The sequence below is a fragment of the Streptomyces sp. NRRL F-2664 genome (assembly GCF_000719345.1).
Lineage (GTDB): Bacteria > Actinomycetota > Actinomycetes > Streptomycetales > Streptomycetaceae > Streptomyces.
This window is the reverse complement of record NZ_JOFX01000066.1, coordinates 1-21,847: the sequence shown is the minus strand read 5'-3', so window position 1 is coordinate 21,847 and position 21,847 is coordinate 1. Positions and strand designations below refer to the sequence as shown.

13 protein-coding genes and 8 pseudogenes are annotated in these 21,847 nt (G+C 64.7%); 9 read left to right on the top strand and 12 right to left on the bottom strand.

Annotated elements, in window-relative coordinates; genetic code table 11:
- Nucleotides 1–219: 219 nt before the first annotated feature.
- Nucleotides 220–1,267 (bottom strand): annotated as a pseudogene (locus IF89_RS42790) (IS630 family transposase).
- A 349-nt stretch (nucleotides 1,268–1,616) separates the two neighbouring features.
- Between IF89_RS42790 and IF89_RS49735 the strand changes: the two are divergent.
- Nucleotides 1,617–1,787: pseudogene (locus tag IF89_RS49735) on the top strand (IS256 family transposase); the annotation flags it as partial.
- Between the two features lie 353 nt (nucleotides 1,788–2,140).
- Here IF89_RS49735 and IF89_RS49730 read toward each other — a convergent pair.
- Nucleotides 2,141–2,485, bottom strand: coding sequence for a hypothetical protein (locus IF89_RS49730; protein WP_420706991.1), 345 nt, complete (start codon nucleotides 2,483–2,485; stop codon nucleotides 2,141–2,143).
- Nucleotides 2,486–2,617: 132 nt separating this feature from the next.
- Nucleotides 2,618–3,514 (bottom strand): IS5 family transposase, encoded by an 897-nt coding sequence (locus IF89_RS0132500; protein WP_051807972.1) that lies wholly within the window; start codon nucleotides 3,512–3,514, stop codon nucleotides 2,618–2,620.
- Between the two features lie 106 nt (nucleotides 3,515–3,620).
- Here IF89_RS0132500 and IF89_RS0132495 point away from each other — a divergent pair, with 106 nt between their 5' ends.
- The 3 genes and pseudogenes from IF89_RS0132495 to IF89_RS48080 form a co-directional block, all read left to right on the top strand.
- Nucleotides 3,621–4,136: a winged helix-turn-helix domain-containing protein gene (locus IF89_RS0132495; protein WP_030775731.1), complete on the top strand. Its 516-nt coding sequence runs from the start codon at nucleotides 3,621–3,623 to the stop codon at nucleotides 4,134–4,136.
- Nucleotides 4,133–4,708 (top strand): transposase, encoded by a 576-nt coding sequence (locus tag IF89_RS0132490; RefSeq protein ID WP_030775728.1) that lies wholly within the window; start codon nucleotides 4,133–4,135, stop codon nucleotides 4,706–4,708. The genes IF89_RS0132495 and IF89_RS0132490 overlap by 4 nt, the downstream gene beginning before the upstream one ends.
- A gap of 64 nt (nucleotides 4,709–4,772) precedes the next feature.
- Nucleotides 4,773–5,010 (top strand): annotated as a pseudogene (locus IF89_RS48080) (transposase); the annotation flags it as partial.
- 50 nt (nucleotides 5,011–5,060) lie between these two features.
- On the opposite strand, the gene IF89_RS0132485 reads toward IF89_RS48080, so the two are convergent.
- Together IF89_RS0132485 and IF89_RS48075 are read right to left on the bottom strand one after the other, a co-directional pair.
- Nucleotides 5,061–5,555: a site-specific integrase gene (locus tag IF89_RS0132485; RefSeq protein WP_234327955.1), complete on the bottom strand. Its 495-nt coding sequence runs from the start codon at nucleotides 5,553–5,555 to the stop codon at nucleotides 5,061–5,063.
- A gap of 38 nt (nucleotides 5,556–5,593) precedes the next feature.
- The gene (locus tag IF89_RS48075) at nucleotides 5,594–6,064 is read right to left on the bottom strand and encodes a hypothetical protein (protein WP_234327954.1); all 471 of its coding nucleotides are present in this window, start codon (nucleotides 6,062–6,064) and stop codon (nucleotides 5,594–5,596) included.
- Between IF89_RS48075 and IF89_RS49425 the strand changes: the two genes are divergently transcribed.
- On the top strand, nucleotides 5,997–6,782 hold the full coding sequence (locus tag IF89_RS49425; RefSeq protein ID WP_324605387.1) for a YbhB/YbcL family Raf kinase inhibitor-like protein: 786 nt from the start codon (nucleotides 5,997–5,999) through the stop codon (nucleotides 6,780–6,782). The two genes, IF89_RS48075 and IF89_RS49425, sit on opposite strands and share 68 nt — an antisense overlap.
- Before the next feature lie 95 nt (nucleotides 6,783–6,877).
- Complete coding sequence (locus IF89_RS0132465) at nucleotides 6,878–8,935, top strand: FUSC family protein (RefSeq protein WP_158717986.1); 2,058 nt, start codon at nucleotides 6,878–6,880, stop codon at nucleotides 8,933–8,935.
- Nucleotides 8,936–8,990: 55 nt separating this feature from the next.
- Here the strand turns inward: IF89_RS0132465 and IF89_RS47170 are convergent.
- From IF89_RS47170 to IF89_RS48065, 3 genes and pseudogenes are all read right to left on the bottom strand, one after another.
- Nucleotides 8,991–10,436 (bottom strand): annotated as a pseudogene (locus IF89_RS47170) (transposase).
- 521 nt (nucleotides 10,437–10,957) lie between these two features.
- On the bottom strand, nucleotides 10,958–11,521 hold the full coding sequence (locus tag IF89_RS48070) for a hypothetical protein (protein WP_234327958.1): 564 nt from the start codon (nucleotides 11,519–11,521) through the stop codon (nucleotides 10,958–10,960).
- 61 nt (nucleotides 11,522–11,582) lie between these two features.
- Nucleotides 11,583–11,840 (bottom strand): annotated as a pseudogene (locus IF89_RS48065) (DUF4158 domain-containing protein); the annotation flags it as partial.
- Between the two features lie 224 nt (nucleotides 11,841–12,064).
- On the opposite strand from IF89_RS48065, the pseudogene IF89_RS49725 reads away from it, so the two are divergent.
- Nucleotides 12,065–12,188 (top strand): annotated as a pseudogene (locus IF89_RS49725) (IS110 family transposase); the annotation flags it as partial.
- A gap of 861 nt (nucleotides 12,189–13,049) precedes the next feature.
- Here the strand turns inward: IF89_RS49725 and IF89_RS42765 are convergent.
- Complete coding sequence (locus tag IF89_RS42765) at nucleotides 13,050–13,517, bottom strand: ATP-binding protein (RefSeq protein ID WP_267882119.1); 468 nt, start codon at nucleotides 13,515–13,517, stop codon at nucleotides 13,050–13,052.
- A gap of 655 nt (nucleotides 13,518–14,172) precedes the next feature.
- Here IF89_RS42765 and IF89_RS48060 point away from each other — a divergent pair.
- Nucleotides 14,173–15,040, top strand: a pseudogene (locus IF89_RS48060) (IS110 family transposase); the annotation flags it as partial.
- Nucleotides 15,041–15,286: 246 nt separating this feature from the next.
- Here the strand turns inward: IF89_RS48060 and IF89_RS46280 are convergent.
- A complete protein-coding gene (locus tag IF89_RS46280) occupies nucleotides 15,287–19,840 on the bottom strand; it encodes an RHS repeat domain-containing protein (protein ID WP_158717985.1) in 4,554 nt (1,517 codons plus the stop codon).
- A gap of 985 nt (nucleotides 19,841–20,825) precedes the next feature.
- On the opposite strand from IF89_RS46280, the gene IF89_RS42750 reads away from it, so the two are divergent.
- A complete protein-coding gene (locus IF89_RS42750) occupies nucleotides 20,826–21,344 on the top strand; it encodes a YbjN domain-containing protein (RefSeq protein ID WP_158717984.1) in 519 nt (172 codons plus the stop codon).
- A gap of 26 nt (nucleotides 21,345–21,370) precedes the next feature.
- On the opposite strand, the pseudogene IF89_RS48055 reads toward IF89_RS42750, so the two are convergent.
- Together IF89_RS48055 and IF89_RS44990 are read right to left on the bottom strand one after the other, a co-directional pair.
- Nucleotides 21,371–21,614: pseudogene (locus IF89_RS48055) on the bottom strand (IS630 family transposase); the annotation flags it as partial.
- Nucleotides 21,615–21,725: 111 nt separating this feature from the next.
- The gene (locus IF89_RS44990; protein WP_420706990.1) at nucleotides 21,726–21,845 is read right to left on the bottom strand and encodes an integrase core domain-containing protein; all 120 of its coding nucleotides are present in this window, start codon (nucleotides 21,843–21,845) and stop codon (nucleotides 21,726–21,728) included.
- Between the last annotated feature and the right edge of the window lie 2 nt (nucleotides 21,846–21,847).

Below are 21,847 nucleotides of genomic sequence, written 5' to 3'. Positions count from 1 at the left end.
GGCAGTGGTCAGGCTGGCCGCGAGCGCGGCCGTACACAGGACCTTGCGCGAGGTGTTGACGATGTGGCGGTGAAGCGGCTTCACAGTGCGGCGATCCCCAAGGTACGTATGGAAGTTGGCGCGGCCGGTTCGGCCGTGACATATCTACTGTCTATCAGACCTTCCCGGCCGATCCACCCTTGACGCGGCAAAAGATGACACCATCACCCACATCGCCTTCTAGTGTCCTGAGTCGTTAATTCGGCTGCAGTATGTGGCGGGGGATTCGAGGATTCTCGTCTGATCTGCTCGTCCAAACGTAGGGGCTGTCGTTCCAGGTGCGGATGTCTTTCTCCAGTCCCTGGACTGACTTGTGGACGCCGCGCCGTATCCGCTTGGTGGCCAGTTCGGCGAACCAGCGCTCGACAAGGTTCAGCCATGGGTGGGCCGCTCGCCGGGGGGAACCAGTCGGGGTGAAGTGCATATGGCACCGCGGATGTGCCAGCAGCCACTTCTCCACCGTTGCGGTCTTGTGGGTGGCGTAGTTGTCACAAGTAAGGTGGACATCGAGTTCGGCTAGGACTTCTCTGTCCATCCGGATGAGGAACTTTATTACACTCGGCGGCGGTGCATGGATCCGACGACTTTGCCGGCGGCGGCATCGAAGGCAGCGAACAGGGTGGTGGTGCCAGCGTGGACGTAATCGTGGGTGGCCCGCTCGGGTACTCCCGGCAGCACCGGCTGGGACCGGTCCGTGGCCTGTATCTGCGCTTCTCGTCCACGCATAGCACCAGTGCCCGCTCGGGCGGGTCGAGGCAGGGCCCGACGACGTCGCGCACCTTGTCCACGAAGTACGGGTCGGTGGACAGCTTGAACGTCTCCGAGCGGTGCGGCTGCAGGCCGAAGGCCCGCCACACCCGCGACACGGTCGACTGCGGCAGTCCCGTTTCTTCGCCATCGACCGCGTCGGTAGTGCGTCGCGTTATCCGGCTCCGACTCCAGAGTGCGGGCGATCAGATCGGCGATCCGCTGATCCGAAACCGTTCGCGGCCGACCCGGACGTGGCTCGTCCCCCAAACCCGCAATCCGGTCCTCCAAAAACCGCTTCCGCCGCTTCGACACCGTCTCCCGCGTGGCACCCACCTGGTCCGCGACCGTCTTCGTGGACACCGGAAATCCGTCCTCACCGACCGCCTCACACCAGAGTCAACCGCGCGCGCAAAGCCATATCCTGAGCTGTCTTGAGCCGCCTCGCCCAGCCTTCAAGCTCAATAACCTCCGTGCCCATCAGCTGCGGCCCTCGGTGCCGAGTTCCGCGCAGCCGTCGGCGGAAACTGGACGCCTTTTCGGACGCGGACCCCGACTCGCCGCCCTTGCCGGGGTCTCCCGGCCCCGCAAGACCCCGGCAAGGTAGCCGCACCTCCACCGCCCACAGCGGTACCACCGACGCCTGCAACGAGTCGTCTACACGTCCGCACTGACCAGCGTCCCACCCGCGCATTCGGTTGCGTCCTGGGAAGTGGTGTACGGGTTGGACCTCATCCGGGGGTTTGTTCCGGCTTCAGAGTGAGGCCCGCATAGACGAACAGCCACCGGCTGATCTTTGAAGTGTCGAAGCCTCGCAGGAGATCAACACGATGACCGCACCGGACAGTCTTCCCCTGCACGCCCTCGCCGAGGACAACCTCGCCGCGGCGGATTCCGATCTGCTGCGCGCGGTGATCAAGACGTTTGCCGACGCCCTCATGTCCGCAGGGGTGGATGCCGCGTGCAACGCCGAGCGTGGGCAGGTCAGCGACGAACGCGTCAAGGACAGCGGCACCCCCGCCCTCTCCTGCCCGCCCTCGAACACTCTCCACGGCCGAGAGCCCCAACCGCTCCGCGCGGTCCCCCCGCCGCCGCTCAGCCCGCCCCCCTGCGCACATCCCCACCCAACGGCTATCGGTGCACACGGCCAACCGTCAGGCGGACAGCACCGACAACACCCAATTCAGCTCAGCAGCAGCGACGCGAAAGTAACGCATTCGGCGAGGCAGATTGCGTAATTCGATCCACCCTGTTGAAATTTCTCGCCCGCAAATCTATTCCAAGTTCTTCGCTGCTGGCGGCTCATCGCGTCTGACGATCCGTACCGGTGCAGGATTTTCACGATTGGCGCGGCTCAGCGACCGATAGCCATATATTCAATGGCGTCAGATGACGTTGTATAGTAGGCCCCCGCCACTCCAGCATCGGCCAAGATTTTCTGACAGCGCGGGCACGGGCGCGCCAGCATGGGGATGCCGGAGGCATTTACGCGGGCGACATAAGCAATCGCACCGGATGGATTGCGCACTCGTCGGAGAACAGCTTCCTCTGCATGGAACGTGGCGTTCTGGAAGTCGATTACGGGCGAGTTTCTTTGCACATTGTAGTGCGCTCCCAGGACGCGTCGTCCCGACGCTAGAACCGCCCCCATTTTATGACGGCACGGAGACACTGCCGCTCGCCTGATTGCTAGATCCATCAGAGAGCCCACTTTTCCCTCACTTTTCTCAGGACACCGGAAAATAATTGCAACATTGCCGATGGCGGGCAAGTTCATCCGATTGACGGTTTATTGAGGTGAGATCGTCTCCTGCAGATGGTCTAGGCAACCCTACCTCTCTCCTACTCCAATCTCCCGTTGCGCAGTCGAAAGTCCCGCTGAATACGAGACCGCCTTGGCGGTCTGACCAACACAGCAAAGGTGTCCGTCAAGGCCGAACAAGCTCAGCCGCCGGGTTCCTGAGGTGCCGAAACAGACGCTGATGAGAGACCGGCCACCGCCCGGTCCGGCGCAATGCCGACCGCCGCGGGAGCCGAGCTTCTGCCGGTTGCGCGCCTGGTCAGCCTTGTCCGGGATGGTGCAGCGGATCCCGCGGCGACGCAGGTAGGCGCCATTCTTCCGGGAGGCGTACGCCTTGCCGACCCGCACCCGATCGGGGCGGACGCGTGGCCGGCCCGGCCCGATGCGGGGCACGCGGACCTTCTCCAGCACGGGTTCGAACTGCGGCGACGCCGCGCTGCCCGGCCGTGACCATGATCGACATGGCTTCTGCCCCTGCTCGACGGCCAGGCGCAGCTTGGTGAACCCGCCGCGCGAGCTCCCAAGCCCGTGATCACCAGGCTCGGCGAACACGCCACCCGGCGGCTCCTTTTGCAGATCGCCCTGTTTGCGGGCTCCAGCCGCATGCTGATGAGCGCGGCACACGGGGGAGTCGACGCTCAGGTCCCACGTGATCGCACCTTCCGCGTCGGCCAGGGACTGGAGCCGGGTGAGGATCCGGTACCAGGTGCCGTTCCGCTGCCACCGGCGGAACAGGTCGTAGACCCGGCCCCACGGCCCATACTCGGCAGGCACGTCCCGCCACGGAACACCGGTCCGGACCCGGAACCGTATGCCGTCGATCAGCCGCCGCCGAGGCCAGACCGGCGGCCGCCCCGTCCTCGCGCCCTTCGGCAACAGCGGCTCCAGCACCGCCCACTGCTCGTCCGTGAGATCTCCCCGACCCATGAACCGTGATCATCCACAGCTCAAGATCCACTTTCGACACAGTGCCTACCTGATCTTTTCGTTAGTTCTGTGGGCGTGGTGGGCTTGTTGGTGGGACCCTGGGCTCGTGTCTTTCAAGCCTTCGTCTGTCGCTTCCGAGCCTGTCATTCCTCCTTTGGCACGGCCGCAGTTGGCCGAGGCTCGGCGTGTGCGGGCGGCCGAGTTGTTCGGGCAAGGGCGCCCGAGTGTCGAGATCGCACGGATGCTGGAAGTCAGCGATGAGAGCGTGCGGCGGTGGAAGCGGGTGTGGGAGGAGGGCGGCACTGGTGGCTTGCGGCGGCGTCCGGCCACCGGTCGTCCGCCCAAGCTGGACGACGGCCAGGTCGAGCAGGTGCGGACCGCTCTGGAGCGAGGTGCCCAGGCGCACGGGTTCGAGACTGATCTGTGGACGCTGGAGCGGGTCGGTCTGGTGGTCGAGTGGGTGGCAGGGGTGTCGTTGTCGCGGGCGTCGGTGTGGCGGCTGCTGACCGGCCGGCTCGGGTGGAGCTTGCAGCGTCCTGGGCGTCGGGCGGTGGAGCGGGACGAATCCGAGACCGCCCGCTGGATCGCGCATGAGCGGCCGCGCATCAAAAGGGGGCGGTGAACACACGTGCCTGGGTCGTCTTCCTCGACGAATCGGGCGTATCGCTACTGCCCCAGGTCCGGCGTACCTCCGCACCCGGCGGCCGCACCCCGCTCCTGCGGCATCGGCTGAACTGGAAGCGGGCCTCGATGGCCGCGGCTCTCGGATACCACGCCGCCGATCCAGAACACGGCCCGCGCCTGTGCTTCCACCTCAAGCCCGGCAGCTACGACACCACCGCTCTGATCGAGGTCCTTGAACAGCTCAAGGTGTTCTACCGCGGGGAGCGGGTGGTGCTGGTCCGGGACGGGCTGTCCGCCCACTGGAGCCGGGCCATGCGGGCCTGGGGCGCAGATCAGGACTGGCTCACCCCCGAACGATTACCCGCCTACGCGCCTGAGCTCAACCCGGTGGAGCTGCTGTGGTCCTCGCTCAAAAAGCGCGAGCTCGCCAACCTCGCCGGCGCCCACCTCGCAGAAGCCGCCGACGCCACCGAACAAGGCATCCACCGCATCAACCAAAACCGACAGCTGCCCTGCTCCCTCCTCACCCACACCGGACTCACCATCCACCCACCCACCCCACAGAACTAACGAAAAGATCAGTAGTAGCCCAGTCAGCGCCCATTGGGGACCCGCCCCTTGCCACCCGGTCCCGACCGCGACGCCCGGAGCCGGGGCCAGAAACGCCGCCGTCCTGTCGGCGGCCGTCGGTGACGGGAGCGGCTGTCCCAGTGCCGCCCACCCCGCCCCTTATTCCAGCCTCGCTCCGACGACGCAGTCGCCGGTACCTCGATCCACGGCCAACACGCACACGGGGCGGAAACCGGCAGCCCAAACGGGCGACGTTCCCCTCCGCCTGCGCGAACGCCGACCCGGCCTCCCGCACCTACTGGGCCCCGGCCTCCTATGCCTGACCCACGGTGCAAGGTAGGGGCGACGGCCGTTACTGATTCCGGCGGCGTGCGGCAGGGTGGCATTCGGCGACGTGTCGGGCGACCGCGTCGACGCCGGGGCGGGCGTAGCGTTCCAGTGAGCGGACGGAGGCGTGGCGGGAGCGGGCCAGCAGCATCGGGGTGGAGGTGCCGTCCTCGGCGTCGTGAGTGAGGGCGCTGTGGCGGAGCCGGTGGAGCGTCCAGCCATCCAGGTCTTCGATGTCGTCGGGTGAGGCGAGGGGGTTGGCCAGCAGTCGGGTGTTCTGCTCGAAGATCTCCTCAGCGCGGCGGTAGGAGAGCCGGGCCCGGCCGGTCTCCGGACACACGTCGAGCGTCGGCGTCCCGGCCGGGGCCTTGCGGTCGGTGAGGAACAGGGGGCCGCGGGTACGGCGGGCGGTGAGGCGGGGCAGAAGCTGTGCGGTGCCGGACTGCCAGTGGATCCACTCGGTCGCCCCGCCCTTGGCAGTGTTCTTCCCGCGGTTGTCCTGCGGGTACAGGTCGTCCACGTTCAGGCACACACCTCGTCGGCCCGTGCGGCGGACTCCTAGAGCATCCTCCACTGCGTCTTCTCGCGCAGCGCGACGTCCAGGCGCCACAGGGCGGCGATCTGGTTGTTGGCCAGGGCCTTGGTGCGGTCCGGCGGCGCCGGCCGCCGCTCGATGCCGATCGTCGGGTCCACGGCGATCCAGCCCTGGCGCTGCCACCAGCCGATCGCCTGGCGCGCGATGGACAGCTCCCGGTTGACGGTATCGGCGTCCATCTCGTCCGCCCGTGCCGCCGCCAGCTCGGCCAGGACCTCGGGCAGTGACGAGTCGTCGGTGCAGGTGATGGGGAAGGCGGGCGGCTTCGCGCCCCGGCGGGCCGGTCCGGCCGGCGCGGGTTCACCGGCGAGCATCCACCCCCAGGTCGTCAGAGAGATCCGGGAGATCCGTGCGGAGGACCTCGCGATGCCCGCGCCGGTGAGGTACCGCTCGACCGCCGCGGTGTACGTCGAGGGAGGGGTGGAGAGGGGCACTACCCGAGCGCGCGGCAGCCGCGGCGCGCCCCCGTCCCCGAGTTCGGTCACCGGTTCGATCGCCTCACCCGTCCCGCCCTCCGGCACTGCCGCAGTAAATGCGTACACCTCGTCTGTGACAGATGGAGAATCCGCCGCAGGTAGCGATGATCACGCTAAGGGCTCCGTCGCAGTAAATCCGGTATTTACCGCGAGGCTTTGTGCGTGGGACAAAGTGTGGCAGCGAGCTAGTTGCGCCGGAATGGCAGAGGATGTCGCTATGAAGATTGCGAGTCCGTCGTTTCAGGACGGGGGCTGGATTCCTGCCGAGCACTCGGTGGACGGGAGCGAGTCCTTGGTGCCGCTGGAGTTCGATGAGGTGCCGACCGGGGCGGTGAGCCTGGCGCTGGTGGTGCACGATCCGGATGTGCCCCGGGAGAGGCGGCCCGATGGGAACTTCGACCACTGGGTGATGTGGAACATCCCAGCGGGGCAGCGCCGCCTGTCCGAAGCCGACAAGGGAGCGGGCGTGGTGGGGGTCACCACGAGGGGTACGAATACGTGGATCGGTCCGGCGCCGCCGCCCGGTGACGGCCCGCACCGGTACTTCTTCACCCTCTACGCGCTCGACACCACCCTGCAGCTGCCGCCTTCTGCGGGGCGTGCGGAGCTCGAAGCAGCCATGGCAGGTCATGTCCTGGAGCAGGCTGTGCTGATGGGCCGGTTCCAGCGCGGTTGAGAAGGATCAGGGCCTGGGTATGGCTGTCCGGCTTGTTCGCTCCGGCCGAGGGCAGCAGGCCAGCGGCCGGAACGGGGCTGGTCAACGGGGTGGCCGTGGGTTTGCCCCTGCTGGCGGGCGTGGTGGCTGGTGATCCCGAGGCTGGGGCGCTGGCGTGCCTGGGCGCGTATGTGGCCGCCTTCACCAACAAGGGCGGTCCCCGGAGGCAGCGGACGGCCGGGCTGGCGGCGGCAGGTGTCGTCAACGCGCTCGCGTTCTACGCCGGAGAACTGGCCACCGGACTGTTCCCGCTCGCTCTGGCCCTGCTGCTCCTGCTGGTCTTCCTCGCTGCCATGGGCGAAGCGGTTCATGGAACGGTAGCCCGCCTGGGCACCATGCCGGCAACCGCACTGCTGGCCGGAGCCGGCCAGGCCGCCTCCGGACCATCGGACGGCACCGTGAGTGCCGCGCTTCTCGTACTGGCCGGTGGCCTCTGGTACGCCGCTGCCACCGGCCTGCTCACCCCCGCCCCGCGCCTGCGCAGCGTCCTGACGGCCGCAGCCGCGCCCTATCGAGAGGCCGGCCGACGCCTCGTCTGGATCACCGCCGGCTCTGACCGTGGTGACGGCGACCATACGAGTGCGGTTCCCGCGTTACGCAGGGCACAACAGGCGGCTCTGGCACTGCATGGCCCGGGCGGTGATGAAGGCCTGGCGGTCCGGGTCGATCCGCTGCTGCGCCAGGCCGCCCTGCTGGTCGACCTCACTGCGGCACTGGCCCAGACCGGCCCCCCGCCGCCACCCGTCCGGCGGCAGTGCACCGCCGCCGCCCATACGCTCGCCGACCACCTCTCGCATACCGCACGGAGGCTCGCCCGGCCGGGCCACGCGACCGCCCCTCCGGATACCGCCCGGGCGCTGAAGGAACTCGGCCTCGCCTGCGACGCCATGCGCTCACGGACAGCCGTCGGCCAGGAGCCCTACGACCTGCTCGCCAGAGCCGGGTGCCAACGCCGGCTTCTCGAACGCATCCACACCGCAACCCTCACCGCGCACCGGCAAGCCGATGCGCTGACAGCAGCCGCTTCCACCCGGCTCCACCCAGCCCCACCACGCAAGACCGGTTACGACACCGCACGCCTGCGCGCCACGATGACGCTCAGCTCCCGCTCCTACCGCCACGCACTGCGTATCACGGCCGTCTGCGCCGCCGTCTTCATCCTCGTCACGGTCACGGGCCTCCCGCACGGCGAGTGGGCAACTCTGGCCGTCCTGCGCGTCCTGCGCCCCCAGTACGGCACCACCCTCGAACGCGCCGGACAGCGCATCGCCGGCAACCTGATCGGCGGCACCTGCGCCGCACTCCTCATCGCAGGAGTCAAAGACCCCGCGGTTCTCGCCGTCCTGCTCTTCGCGATCATCAGCGCAGGGTTCACCCTCAGACCCGTCAACTACGCCTTCTGGGTCGTCTTCGGCACCCCCCTGGTGCTGCTGATCGGCGACGTCGCCCAGCCCGGCGACTGGGCATCAGCTCTTGAACGCATCACCATGACCGTCCTCGGCAGCGCCGCCGCGCTCCTGGGCGGCTACCTCCTGTGGCCCGCCTGGGACCACGACCGCCTCACTCAGCACACCACCCAGGCAACCCACGCCGCCGCCACCTACCTGGATGCAACCCTGGACTCGCTTACCGACCCCAAGACGCCCCCCGCAGACCAGGTGCGCCGCGCAGCAGAAGACGCACTCGTCAAGGCCCGGGCCACACGGCAGCACGCCGGCAGAGAACCCGGCCGTGATGCTGAAGCCCTCGCGGTCGCCTCGGCCACTCTCACCACCCTGGCCTCACTCGTCGAGCACATCGGTGCTCTGACGGTGCACGCCACGTCACGCGCCATGCTCATCCCCGGCCTTGCCGATTACCGCACCCATGCCCGCGCAGCCCTGACAGCACCGCAACCGGACGGGCAGGACACGCACAGGCAAGCCCTGACCGACACCCTCGACGCCATGCGCCTCTACCTCGCCCAGCTTCACGCCCAGCGGCTCGGCGAGCTGCCCACGCACCGGAACGACGACACCCGGACACGCGGAGAGGTCCGTGACAACGAACCCGTCATCGGACTCCTCACGGACATCGCGGCGTGCATCGCACGGATCCCTCACTCCTTGCGGTGAGAACGCTGCCCGGTGCGGTAGAAGCGAGCACTTCTCCAGCCCGCCACGCCGAGTTTCAGCGGACCGCCCCGGCGGCGGCTTCAGCGGGGCGGGGGCGCGGCACGGTGACCGGTAGTCCCAGGTAGAGCCGCTTGTCCATGTCGAGGCGGAAGGTGGCGTACGGGTTGACGTTCGACCAGAGCAGCGCGGTCAGCCAACGCCGGTCCGCATCGCCCAGCTTCTTGGCCCAAGCCGGTTCAGTTAGGACCTCTTGCACCAGCATGGTATTGACGTGTACGAGCGCGGACTGGAGCAGGTGCAGTGCCAGCATCGAGGGCTCCGGATGCTCCTTGTCCGGGCCGGTCAGCGCGCCGTCCTTGCCATAGTGGAGCACCGTATTCGCGCTGTTCCAGTTCTCCACGACCTGGAGCCCGCCGTGGATCTCCCGGCGCAGGCCGGGGCCGGCCAGGTAGCCGCAGGCGAAGACGGTGCGGACCGCGCTGCCGAGTTCCTCCAACGCCCGGCACGTGGGGTGTTCGGGGCCGCCGCGGGTGAAGCGCCGCAGGACCTGCTCGGCCTCCGCCGCCCCGAGCCGGAGCGCGGTGGCGTATTTGACCATCTGGTCGTACTGCTGCCCGATCACCTCCCAGCGGATCGGGCGGGTCAGCGATGCGCCGAGCGCGGGCCATCCGGGCGGGGTGTCGCCCGGGCGGTACAGGCGGATGCTGCCGATATTCTTCAGCCGCGGGAGCAGGCGGAAGTTCAGCAGCTCCGTGAAGGCGAACCCGACGACCGAGGCGCCGTGGGTGTCGATGTAGTTGGATTCGATCTCGGCGTCGATGCAGTGCCGCAGCAGGCCCTCGATCATCGCCGCGACCTCGGACGATGAACAGGACTTCAGCTGGGAGTAGATGCAGGTGTTCTTCCGCTCGACGTGCCAGTAGATCATCACACCGTTGCCGCCGTAGCGGGCGTGGTACTCAGTCATGAAGTTGCTGGACCAGGACCCGAACTTCTTCGAGTCCGACGCGCACGCCGTGCCCTAACCCCACCAGGCTGCGTCCCGGGCCGCGAAGGTGTCGTTCACGAGCCGGGTGACGGCGGCGCGGAGGTTGTCGACGGTGATGAAGTGCCGAAGCACGTGCCGCAGGGTGGCTTCGGTCTCGCCGTGCTCGCCGGTCGCCACGATCGCCCGGATGCCCATGTTGGTGCCCAGGGCGAACAGCGCGAGCAGCAGGCGCCGCTGGAGGGTCGCGCGGTCGATGCGCTCGTAGGCGGCGACCGAGACGAACTCGTCAGTGAAGCTGGTGAGGAAGTGCGCGTTCTTCAGCACGTCCTGGAGGTCGAGTACGCCCCACCGTCGTACGACCCCTTCCTTGAGGGCCGCAAGTACCGTGGGTTCGTCCAGCGGCTCCAGCTTGGGCACGGTGATCCACGGCTCACCCTTGCCGATGGTGACCTTCACGCCGCCCGCCGAGCCGTCCGTGGGCGCGGCCGACAGCCGGTCCAGGCCGTCCGTCATCCGCCGCCTCAGCCGGGTGATGAACTCCCTCGGGTCCTCCGGCTGGCGGATCGCGGCGTAGTGCACGGCGCGGGCCGACTCGAAGTCACCGGGCAGGTCGTCCTCCGGGTCGCCCCACCGCCTGGTGCCCTCGACGTAGATCTCCCGGCGGCGGATCGCGCCCGCAGCGCCACCAGCACACACCGCTCGCTCGTACGGGATGCGCTCGACGCGGCCCTTGTCGTCAACGACGGCCTCCCGCCAGTCCTTGCGCACGACGCCGTCCATCGCCACCACGTCGCCGGCGTCGTAGAAGCGGGTCTTGCCGTCGACGTCGGCGTACCTGTCCAGCAGCGCGAGCGCGTCCATCGCCGGCCGGTAGGCGGTGTTGTTGCACCGGAAGCCGAGGGTGTTCAGCAGTCGCGACAGCATCTGCCGGTAGTAGGAGCTGTAGGAGGACCGCAGAGTGGTCCGGACCTTGGCCTTGAAGACCTTCTCGTTCGCCTTCGCCTCGGCCGCCAGCTCGCGCAATGTCCTCTCCCCTACCACCGGGAACAAGGCCCGGCGTACGACCTCGTCGGGCTTGTCGACTGCGGCCGTCGCCAGCTTGAAGCGGATGCCCTCCTACCGCGTACCTTCTTCAACTCGGCGGTCAGCTGATCCTCCACCCGCCGCTCAGCACGGGCGTTGATCTTGTGGACCAGGGCGGCGAGCAGTTCCACCAGGGGATCGGTGATCTCGCCCTGACGGGAGGCGCACAGCGCAGCCAGCAGCGTCGTCCGTGCAACCTCGCCCGCGTCCCGGAAGTCCGAGGGGTACATCTTGATCGCCCGCGCCCGCCAGGCGGCCACCAGCTTCTCCGAGCGGTCCGCGAACAGCCCTTCTGGCAGACCGAGCTGACGGACGGCAGTCAGCTTGGTGATCTCCGTCAGGAGCGAGTCCAGGCCCACCGCACCGGGGTCCCGCTTCAGCGCGACCAGCAGCGCGGTGCCGCCCTCGTTGCCCTCCGCCACCAGCTCCAGCAGGCGCCCGGCGCACACCTCGCCCAGACGCGCGACGGTCGGCGCGCAGAAGACCCGGTCTGCCCGCGCCCGCGCGGCGGCCACGATCCGGGGGCTCGATGCGATCGCTGCGGCACTGCACGAGCAGGGCCTCGCGCAGCCGGTCCTCAACCAGCTCGACGGGGCAGACCTCATCGGCAAGCCAGCCGGTCAGTCGTTCCTCGTCGGCGCGGGTCGACGGTCGGAAACCGAGGGCCTCACGGATCTGCGTACGGTGCCCCTTCGCGGACCGGGACGACAGGTCGTACTTCGCCAGGTCTCCGCCCGGCACCTTGGCCACCTCGGCGACGTAGTCAACCGCGGCCGACGGGAACTCCTCCAGGCACTGGGGGAACCGGCCCTCCAACTCGAAATACTTCAGCATTAGCACGAAGCCAAGCCTGGTCGGCCCGGACTTGTTCGCAACCAGGTCCCAGTCATCCCCACCGGCGTCCAGCACGCCACCACGACCACTCCCGGCGCATGAACCCCTACCCCTCCACCGACCACTCGTTCGGCCTAACGAACGGGCGGGACACGAAGCAACGGAAGAGCGGAGGTCAGCCGCAGCTACTTTGCACCGAAGGGCAGAGGTAGGACACCGGGGCCTACTGTGACCGGCAACGGGCCGCGGCAAACACACGCCCAAGCCCTCCTCCACCTCGCCGGCCAACGCATCACCGTCCCCTTCGCCCTGCTCCGAGACGGCACCTTCCGCGAACCCCGCACCCCCACCGTCGCCGCACAACCACCACATCCACCTGCACCACGCCTCGACGAAGGACAAGAGACACCCGTCGATCAGTGGACCCGCCATAGACCGTTTCATCCGGCGAGCAGCCGTCGCTCAGGGCGATAGCCGTAGGCGACGCTGAAAGCGACCCCATAAGTGCAGAAATCGCAGAGTCCGATAGTCGCCGCTGTCGTGCAGCATAGTAAATAAGACAACACCCAAGGAGGTAGCATGCAGTCCTTCATGCTGAAAATCCGTAAATCTTTTATCCGTTGGATGCATGACGGGCCGGACGGGCAGGACCTGCTTGCCCAGCGGGGCCACTTGGCCGTCCGCCGGAGCCGGGGTTGCCGCTGCGGGATCTGCTCAGAGTAGCTTTCTGAATCTGCGATGACCGGGCTTCTTCGGTGTTTTCTTCCAGCATGAGGACGGCTTTGCCCGTTGGCGTGGAGCTATTGTGTCACTGCTGATCGCCGTCCGCGGAGGCGGCTGCGGTGCAGGCCGTCGGCTTCCCGGCAAGCTGGCCACGCCCGCCATATCCCCGCCAGCACGACCTGCCCGCCCGGAGTGCGACTGGGCTCCGGACGGGGAGCACCGCGCACGCGTATGGATACAGTGTGACCGCGACAGTGTGACCGCGACCTGGCAGCCCTCCCGAACGGCGTGCCCATAGACGGCACGCCCGCCGAGCGCGACCGTGCGGGCAACGGCAAGGACGACAGCCCTGTCAAGTACGGCGTAGGCATGCACGCCGCCGCCGGAGCTGTCGGCGGACCCGCCCGACCTGCTCGCCAGGGGCCCTGTCTCAATGCCACACCCGCTGACCGCCCAGCTCACCCTCCAGCACCGGATGGAAAGGGCTCATTCAAAAATCACCGGCAAGTCGGCCCAGTGCTGTGTACGGTTTCCTGTAACAGTACGGACGCCTTGGGAAACTGCCAGGGCATTGACAATGATTCTCCCGCGGCCGTGTTCGCCGGACTCACAGCTCGCCACCCATTTTCCGGCATGTGGGGAAGGGCCCCCGTCCCCCACGGCAACTCGAAGCAACCCCGGCCCCGGAACCGATTGAGCCAGATAGAGTGTAACGGGCGGGAGTGCGTGCTCTACTGCATTGGTCACCAGTTCGGAAACCACCAGCAGAGCATCCTCTACGAAGACCTGGTCAATTCCCCACGTTTCAAGAACCTTCTGAGTCATGCACCGTGCTAGAGAGGCTGCGCCACTGTTATAAGGCAGCGCCCAATGCCTTCGAGTAGCATCGACAACTTGCTCGCTCGCGCTGACTGCGTGTTTTTGATCAGCTGAGAGACGGGGCGGAGCGATCATGGCGAGCACATCCAAGGCACCAGTTAGTCGGACACATCTGAGTGACGCCTCTCAGCCTGCACTCCACCAGCCCGGAAGGGGACATCCGAGTAGACGCCTAACCGGAGGATGCAAGGCGAGGTTCTACTGTTGTGTGATCATGCCGTTGGTGGGATAACTGCCACCCCAAGTGGGTGGATGTCCGCGGAGTGGCGCCACTTGGCACTGGACGCGACGAAGCGGCATCTGGGTGGCGCGGTCAGGGGTGGCTTTGGCGTTGTATCTCGAACGAGACCGAGCTTGCCGCCGCATGCAAACCGATCCGCGAGCCGGCAGAGGAACGTGGGGCCTGCGGCGGGCCGCGACGTATTTCGCCGAGGAGGCACGCTGGTGAACCGCTGCCAGTCGCGCTCACAGCTCGCCCAGCCGTCCGGCAGTCCGCGAACGCAGAACTCACGCTTGCACGCGCGCCCATCAGTGCTCCGGTGGCATTACGGTCCCCCGAGGACCACTGCGCTTGTTCCGCTTGACATCGAGTACGGCAGGATAAGGAACCGACGAGGCCCCCGAGTTGAAGAGCTCTGGACGTCAGACATCCCGCTCAGCAGCCCGAGGGCCCCGCCTGTTACGCCACCCCGCCATCACCCGATCAGTGGCCAACCTGAACAAGCTCATGGGCTGCCCAGTGGCCTGCCTGCCCGGGCTGACGATGCCGCGGATCGCCGATCGCCCGGGCGGGCGAAGACCGGTGCTCGCGACGCGTTCGCCATCGCGGACGCGGCCCCGTGTCATGCCGCACACACTCCGCTCGGTCGACCTCGAGGAAGAGACCACCGCCGGGCTGGAGATGATCGGCGGCTTCGACGACGGCCTGGTCGGCGAGGCGACCCGCATCAGCAACCGGTTGCGGGGCCATCCAGCACCCGGCCGTGCTCAGGCTCCTCGACCAGTTCGGCTCTCCCGCCCAGATGCGCAGGGCCGGACGCCGTCGGCTCGCGACCCTGATCCGTCCCAAGGCACCGCGTATGGCCGAGCGGCTGGTCGGGGAAATCTCGACGGCACTGGATGAGCAGACCGTCCTCGTCCCGCGCACCGCCGCACTGATCGCTCCCAGCCTCGCCAGCTCGCTCCAGGCAGTGCTTGACCAGCGCAAACGCCTCGCCACAAGGGTCGAGGAACTGCTGGAGAACCACCCTCTTCCCAAGGTCCTGACTTCCATGCCGGGATCGGCGTCAGGGCCGGCCCGCCCTCATCGACGTCGGGGACGGATCCAACTTCGCCTACGCCGGCCTCGCCCCAACGACCCGCAGCTCGGGCCCGCCAATCAGTGGAGAGCAACCGTCCAGGAGGGGAACAAGCAGCTCAACCGGGCCTTCTTCCCCTCCGCGTTCGCCGCCCTGGGCGACCCGGCCTCCCGCGCCTGCTACGACAAGAAGATCAGCCAAGGCCAACACCACACCCAAGCCCTCCTCTACCTCGCCAGACGACGAGCCGACGTCCTCTTCGCGATGCTTCGCAGCACCTTCTATGAACCCCACCCGCCCCATCAGCTTGAACAAACCCATAGGGCCCCGTCAGCTGCTCGAAGGACTCCTGCCACCCCGCAGGCGGCGCGCCGACCCTTGTGTCATCAGTCGCAAGATGAACACTGGCACCTCAAGGTACCTATCACCAGAACCCGCCCCGGCGCACGCCATTACGCTGGTGTCACCCACCCGCCCAACCGAGTCGGCGGACGAATTCAACAGCCAGCACTGGGACGGTCCTGCCGCATGCGATCAACCGCCGGATCAATTTTCGCGGGTGCCCATTCGTCCGTTCTCCTTGCCCTGTCGCTCAGGCAGGGCGCTGGGGGTGACAGCCGCTCCTGCAATCCTTGCCCCGGCCTGAGCGCCACGGGCAGCCTTGGACTCCGAAGAGATGAGACTTTTTGCCGACGCAAGCGAGCCTTTCTTCATCGCCCCCTCCACCATCTCGGTGCCAACTTTCGGAACTGAGGTGGCAGCGTTGGCCACACCGGCAACCATACTCACGATCGAAGCAGTGTCCGAGGCAATCGTCAGAGACTTTCTGGTTTCCTCGTCTAGGAATCCCTCGTTGCCCTTATTCTTTTCGTTGGCATCCGCCAGGACGGCAGCTCCCGTGCCGATAGAGACAAGGTCAGCTATGAATGCGGTTGACGAGGAAACAACAGCCGCTACGGCCAAGAGGGAGAATCCGAGAGTCGCTACAGCGAAGACAGACGCCACGAAGAAAGCGGCACTGAGAACCCCGCCGAGCCCCATCAAGGTAGAGCCCATTATCACATCATAGGGGTCGTACGGATTGTCCGAATTTTCCACCTCGTCATAAGCGGCATACTTTCCTGTCGGATCAACCTTCACTACAGGATTCGCGTCAAACGCCTGATATCTATTGTGGTACGACTCTGAATCACGAGTAAGGAAACGTCGTTGCCGAGGATCGTAGATCCTTGACCTCAGGTATTGAGTTCCGGTCTCAAAGTTTGTATACTCCCCGCCAAACAGATAGGGGTTTTCTGTCATGTTGCCGGTCGGCGAAAGTTCCCTGCCGCTTGAATCTATCCGAGTCCCGTAGTCAGAATACCAATAGGCATCTTTGACTGCTCCCCCTTCATCCGTAGTAGCGACCACACTCCCATGCCGATCGGAGTGGAGGTATTCAGTAGATTCCGGCATACCTCCGATGGGTGCCACTATCCGAGCAGAGCGCCGACCCGCTGCCATGAGATAGAAGGCTCCCGACTCCGATTCACCGTCGCCTAGCGTGAACTGCTCCTTCGTCTGGGCTCCGACGGGATCGAAGTAGAAGCGGGTGGTGCCGCTCTTGCCCTCGCCTTCATATCGAACCGACCTCCTGTTGCCGTCGGCCCAGTAGTCGTAGCGGGTGGTAGATCCTTTAGCGGATGTTACCGATATCACCTCATTGGCAGGCCCGTAGGAGTAGCGGTTCCCTGCTGCGTCCTTAAGGAGATTACCCTCTGCGTCCCATTCCTGCTCGACGCTGTTCCCCTCGTTTATGACAGCAGTTAGCCTACCGGCATCATCGATGACTGAGGTGCGCTGCCGAACCGATGTATCTCCCGATTCGGAGCGAGTATCCTTCTCGTTGACAATATCACCGGAAGCGTTGAACCCATACTCCACTGACCTTGCAGGCGCCCCGTCCGTCCCGTCACCGGCGAAAACCTCCGACTTAAGCAATCGGTCATAGGCATCGTAGGTGTACCGAGTTGTAGAGACCTCCTCGGATCCCGTTGCAGCATCCGGACGGCTCTCCGTACGCAACTTGACATTGCCGTGACCGTCGTACGAATAGGCGTAGGACACAACCTCCCCGTCAGCATTCCTGGTTTTTTCCGTCTTAACGCGGCCAGAGTCCCAGTACGTGTAATCGGTGACAGTCCCGTTCTTTCGTTCGACCTTCGAGAGATTCCCCAAGGTATCGTACGTGTAGGACTCACGGGCTATTTCCACCGCGTCCGAGGAGCCTCCGGCAGACGGGTCAGAGGCTAGCGAAGCCCATTCGAGTGAACCGTCGCTGCGGTAGCTATAGGAAGTTTTATATCCCTGGCTATCAAATGATGCAGCTACCTGCCCCGCAGAGTTGTACACGCGTGAGAGTTTTATGCCATCCGGATAGAGAACCGAAGTGCGCCGCCCGTCTGCATCATACTCGTACGCGATCTTCGTTCCCGCTGGGTCTGACTGATCCCACACTTCGAGCAGGTTTCCCGTCACCGTGTCGTACCGGTACTCTGTGACCTTGCTTACGCCGTTCCGGCGCAGCTCTCGCTGGTCCAGAAGTCCCGAGTCCTTGTCGTACGCGAAAGTCTCAACGGCAATAGGAGAGCCTTCTCCGTCCTTGCGGACCTCCTTGCGTGTTACTCTTCCGCCTGGGGTGTAGGCGTACGAGATAATCAGACCAGACTGGATGCGCTCTTCGCGGATCCGGCCTTGTTCGTCATAGACTGCCTCTGCACCGTCTCGCGTCTCCTCGACGCCATTTCCCTGATCGGCGGATACGGACTGCAGCGCACTAACCTCGGCCAGCCCGTAGCTGTTAGTAACGGACGTCTCCGGACCTGCAAACTCAGACGAAAGCGGAAGAGAAGTTTCTACTTTGCTGGCGCCGGCGTTCCTCTCCGCGACCGACACAGCCAGATCATTTACTCTTCTGGATGTGATCCGACCGATGCCATCATATTCAATGCTCGCCGGAGAGGCGGGGCTTCCGTCGGAATACTCGGAGCGGCTGGCCTTTTCTCGCTGCAAAGAGTCGAAGACTAGCGTTGTTGTCGCCGCGGAGGCTTCGATCCCCTTACCGGCCGGAGCGGTGTCTTTTATTGTCGAGTTTTCGACGTCGTCATACTGGTTGAATCCGGTGATCCCGCTGGGCAGTGTCTTTTGTGTCTCTCGCCCCTGAAGGTCGGTGCGAGTGATTGTTGAGCGACCCAGCGCATCTGTTACCTTGACCTCACGGTCCCGCCACTGCCTGTAGTCGACAGATTCCAGCGTCCTAACTTGCTGACCGCTTGGCAGTACCCTTCCTTCCTGCACGTTGTCTGTGGTCCTGGTCTTGCGGCCCAGCGCGTCGACCACGGTGACCGTCACACGGCCATCGGGCGTCCTGACCTTGGTTTCATTGGCTGAAACGTATTCAGTTTCAGTCAGCTGTTCCGCAGAAGTCCCGCGGTTAGTCCACCTGCGGGTCGGCCTGCCCAGGGTGTCGTACTCCGTGGTGGTTTGGAACTGATCTGCATCGACAACCGCGATCTCATTACCGCTAGCTAGATCAATTTTACGCACGGTTGCAGATTCAGCCGCGGTGCCAACGCCGGTCGTCGTGGTTTCGGAGAGCTCACCGCCATTGACAGTACGCGAATATCTGGTGACCACACTGCCTGGGCCACGTCTTGCCTCCGCGGGAACGTCACTGCCCCAGGCGAGCTTCTCTTCGGCAACCTGGCCGTGCTCATCATATTTAAAGCTGGTCTCCTGGTACTCCTTGAGGTCACCGCCAGAGTCGTCCGCCTTTTTCAACACACTCCGACTTATGGTGCGGCGATCGCCAGAGAGAATATTGACCGTTTCCTGCAGAACTTTTCCGTCTTTGCCTGTAGATTTTTGTGCAAGAATCAGGCCAGTTGATTTGGGGTCGCTGTCATACAGAAACTCGGTGACTGCACCCTCTTCGTCTACGCGTCGTACTACGCGACCAAGGGAATCATACGTTGCCGCCGTAATTACCTCTCGCGAGTTTCCGGCAGAGTTGTATGCGGCGTTGGTGGTGCGGATGGGGCGGGCCCAGTCCCCCGGAAGCGGCTCCCCTCGCCCGGGCGGGAGCGGTGAGCCTGCGCTTTGCTGCCAGCTATAGGAATTCTGTAGCTTGCCCGCTTCCTGATCCCCCAATGCCGAGGTGAACACCTGCTGGGAGATCATAAGGTGCAGGCTGTTGTACTCAGATACAATTCTGCGTTCCGGATTACCCTCGGAATCAAGGGAAGCGACCTCGGTGGAGTATGTATATCCAGTCCGCTGGTCAAAGACATCATTCTCCCCGGCGAAATCACCGCCGGCGCCCATGTAATTGCGCCCCCCGTCCAGAGAGGCCTTGAAGCGCTGCTCAGGCGCGGCAAGATCTCCATTGCTGTCCAGAACCCTCACTCGCGAAGCGGTAAGGGCCGGCACAGGGGAACCTTGCAGCTCTTCGTACGAAATCTCGGTGACGCCTCCCAAGGGCGTCACAACACGCGATACAACCGCACCATGACCAGACAGCGGCCGCTCATAGGAAATGTTCGTCTCACCGCCGTCGGTAGCGGTGATCTTGCGGACTTGGCCGTCCGTTAGGTCGAGCACTGTGCGGAGCCGATGGCGGTCGCCAACCCGTTCGGGAGCCTGAAAGATTACCCTTTCCTGCCCACTTTCCCCCGTTTCATAGGTGAGGTCAATGGAAGCACCGTAAGCGTCGATAACCTTGGCCAATTGCCACTCTTTTTCCCCGGCCGCGACGAATTCGAAGTCGATGCGGTTGCCGTGCCGGTCAGAAAAAGCTACAGCGTTTCCCTGTCCGTCAAAGTACTGCAGTGAACCGTCAGTCAAATCTGTAAGGCGCCATTCGTAAGCCCGTTCAGCAACGCCCTCGCGCGGAGCCAGCACACTGCCCGGAACATGCTCAAAACGAATCCCTTCGCCAGGGAACCGCTTCAGGCCAATCTCCGTGCCACCGTCCGAGCCAATCTCGTAAACACCGCCTTTGACCACGGCTCGCCCATTGGCTACATCGATGAATGGCAGACCGAGGCCCATCCCTTCGCCCATGCCCTGACGGTCAATTCCGAGACTTGACAGCTCCTGGTTATACGAAAGCAAAAGCTGGAAGGAAACCTCGCCCCTTCCGGCAACCTCCAACAGCGGTACGTCCAGGGAATAGCGGCCAGTGCGCGCGTCTACCGCGCCTCCGACATCCTCGCCCGGAGCGAGCATGCCTGATACCGATTGGAGCCTTTTCGCCGCTCGCGTGGCGGCCCGTGCTTCATCGCAGAATGCCAGGTCAACGGCAGGAGTTACACCCACCATAAGAACAGAGAGCGCCACAGCAAGCCGCTTATTGGACGGAAACCGGCGGTCGCGGCGGCTAGCATGTGTTGTTCGCATTTCTCCTCATTCCCGGAAGCTGACAAGGCTCATGGTGCCGGATTGGACACACGCACTGTTGCGGGCGTTTTAGGCAAGCGAGCGGCCTCCGCTTGCGGCGTAGTTACTCACGACAGATTGCCTTCAAGCCTTAGCCTCCAGCTGGACAGCGCGTGGCCCCCGGCGAGCAGTGACTTTTGGGAGCTAGTCTGCTACTTATGGCTGACCCCCATGTTGCCATTCTCAACGAGGCTGGCAGGTGTATAAGACCATTAAACCTTGCGCCCTATTGTCTACTCTATCCTCCACCTAGCCATAAATTAGCCGACCCCCCCTCCTACAATCAGCTGACCGCTTCTTGGCAGGCAGGCTCGTGTGGATCCAGCAGCAGAAGGTGTTGACCAAACCGGTCCCGGCGTCAAATAATACTCGGGGCATATGGCCGACCTGAGAAAGTGATGTTGCTCTAGGTTGCAGCGTCAGATGCGGCGGTTCGCTGTCATCGGCAGGATAGTAGGGCCGAGCGCCGCAGCACGTACTCGGCGCAGCTGTAGAAGGAGGAGCCGAATTCGCGTAAGCGGTTCGAAGGGCCTCGGGCTAGCGCTGGCTCGACTTGGTTGCTGCAATGCACCCACACACCACCAAATTTTTCGAAGCAAAGGAGAAAAGAATGAGCGTCGATCCCGGCTCCATACCTTCTTTTTGGGTACCGCACTGGTCGCCCGCGCAGGTAACCGGGGCGTCGGCTGTCCCGGGTCGCCCCTTGCTTGGGCACCTACTGGAAGAAATGGGGCTCAGATACGCCCTAGACGGAGAGGGCGGCGTTTTCTTCTCCGGAAATAATCATTACACCCGGTGTGACCTGTATGGGGAAAATGAAGACCGAGTGCTATGGGTTCAAACGTTCTTTGCGCCAATTCCTTCACAAGGGGAGATTGGGGACCTCGTAGCGTTTGCTGATGAGTGGAACCGCAGCACTCTTTGGCCTAAACTATATTCTCGCAACGACGGTGAGGAGCTTTCCCTCGTCGGTGAATCATGCATGTTCGTCAGCCGCGATATTGGACTCTCGTACCTGCAATCATGCTTCGCCAGTTTTGTTCATGCAGCGACCGAATGCAGCGAACTATTCTCTGCTGCGTTTATGCGTGCAAATGGGGACGACCCAATGCCCGCCGATGACGCGTAATCGCAGGATGCTCTGCATGTCGGGTTCTACTGCCCTGAGTCAGTAATTCGCCGACAGTATGAGGCGAGCGATTCGACGATTTGGTCGGCCCTCTTCGTCCAGATGAAGGGCTTGGGGTTCTGGTTCCAGGAGCTGATCCAGGTGCGGATGTCCTTCTCCAGGCGGGCACGGATCTGTGGACTCCGCGCCGTATCTGCTTGTTCGTCAGGTCTGCGAACCAACCCTCGACGAGGTCCGGGTGGGGGTGAAGTGCATGTGGAACCGGGGATGATTCGCACATGTGTCCCGGCGGACCCGCAGTCCAAGGGCGGTTCCGAGGCGACCGTGAGGATCGCCAAGCGGGACCTGGTGAGGCGTCCCCCGGAGTGTGGACACGGGGATTCATGCTGCGAGAGGGAGTCTGCGTTCTCGCTGGTGCTGCTGTTCGAACTCGACGGGTGACAGGTAGCCGAGGCTGCTGTGACGCCTGCGGGCGTTGTAGTAGGTGAGCCACTGGAAGATGT

What these genes read in the sequence shown, in the direction of transcription:
- IF89_RS49730 (WP_420706991.1), bottom strand. Translation starts at nt 2,485, where the DNA reads ATGGATCTAGCAATCAGGCGAGCGGCAGTGTCTCCGTGCCGTCATAAA.
- IF89_RS0132500 (WP_051807972.1), bottom strand. Translation starts at nt 3,514, where the DNA reads ATGGGTCGGGGAGATCTCACGGACGAGCAGTGGGCGGTGCTGGAGCCG.
- IF89_RS49425 (WP_324605387.1), top strand. Translation starts at nt 5,997, where the DNA reads ATGCCCGCGCCGGTGAGGTACCGCTCGACCGCCGCGGTGTACGTCGAG.
- IF89_RS42765 (WP_267882119.1), bottom strand. Translation starts at nt 13,517, where the DNA reads ATGATCGCTCCGCCCCGTCTCTCAGCTGATCAAAAACACGCAGTCAGC.
- IF89_RS46280 (WP_158717985.1), bottom strand. Translation starts at nt 19,840, where the DNA reads ATGGGCGAAGGGATGGGCCTCGGTCTGCCATTCATCGATGTAGCCAAT.
- IF89_RS42750 (WP_158717984.1), top strand. Translation starts at nt 20,826, where the DNA reads ATGAGCGTCGATCCCGGCTCCATACCTTCTTTTTGGGTACCGCACTGG.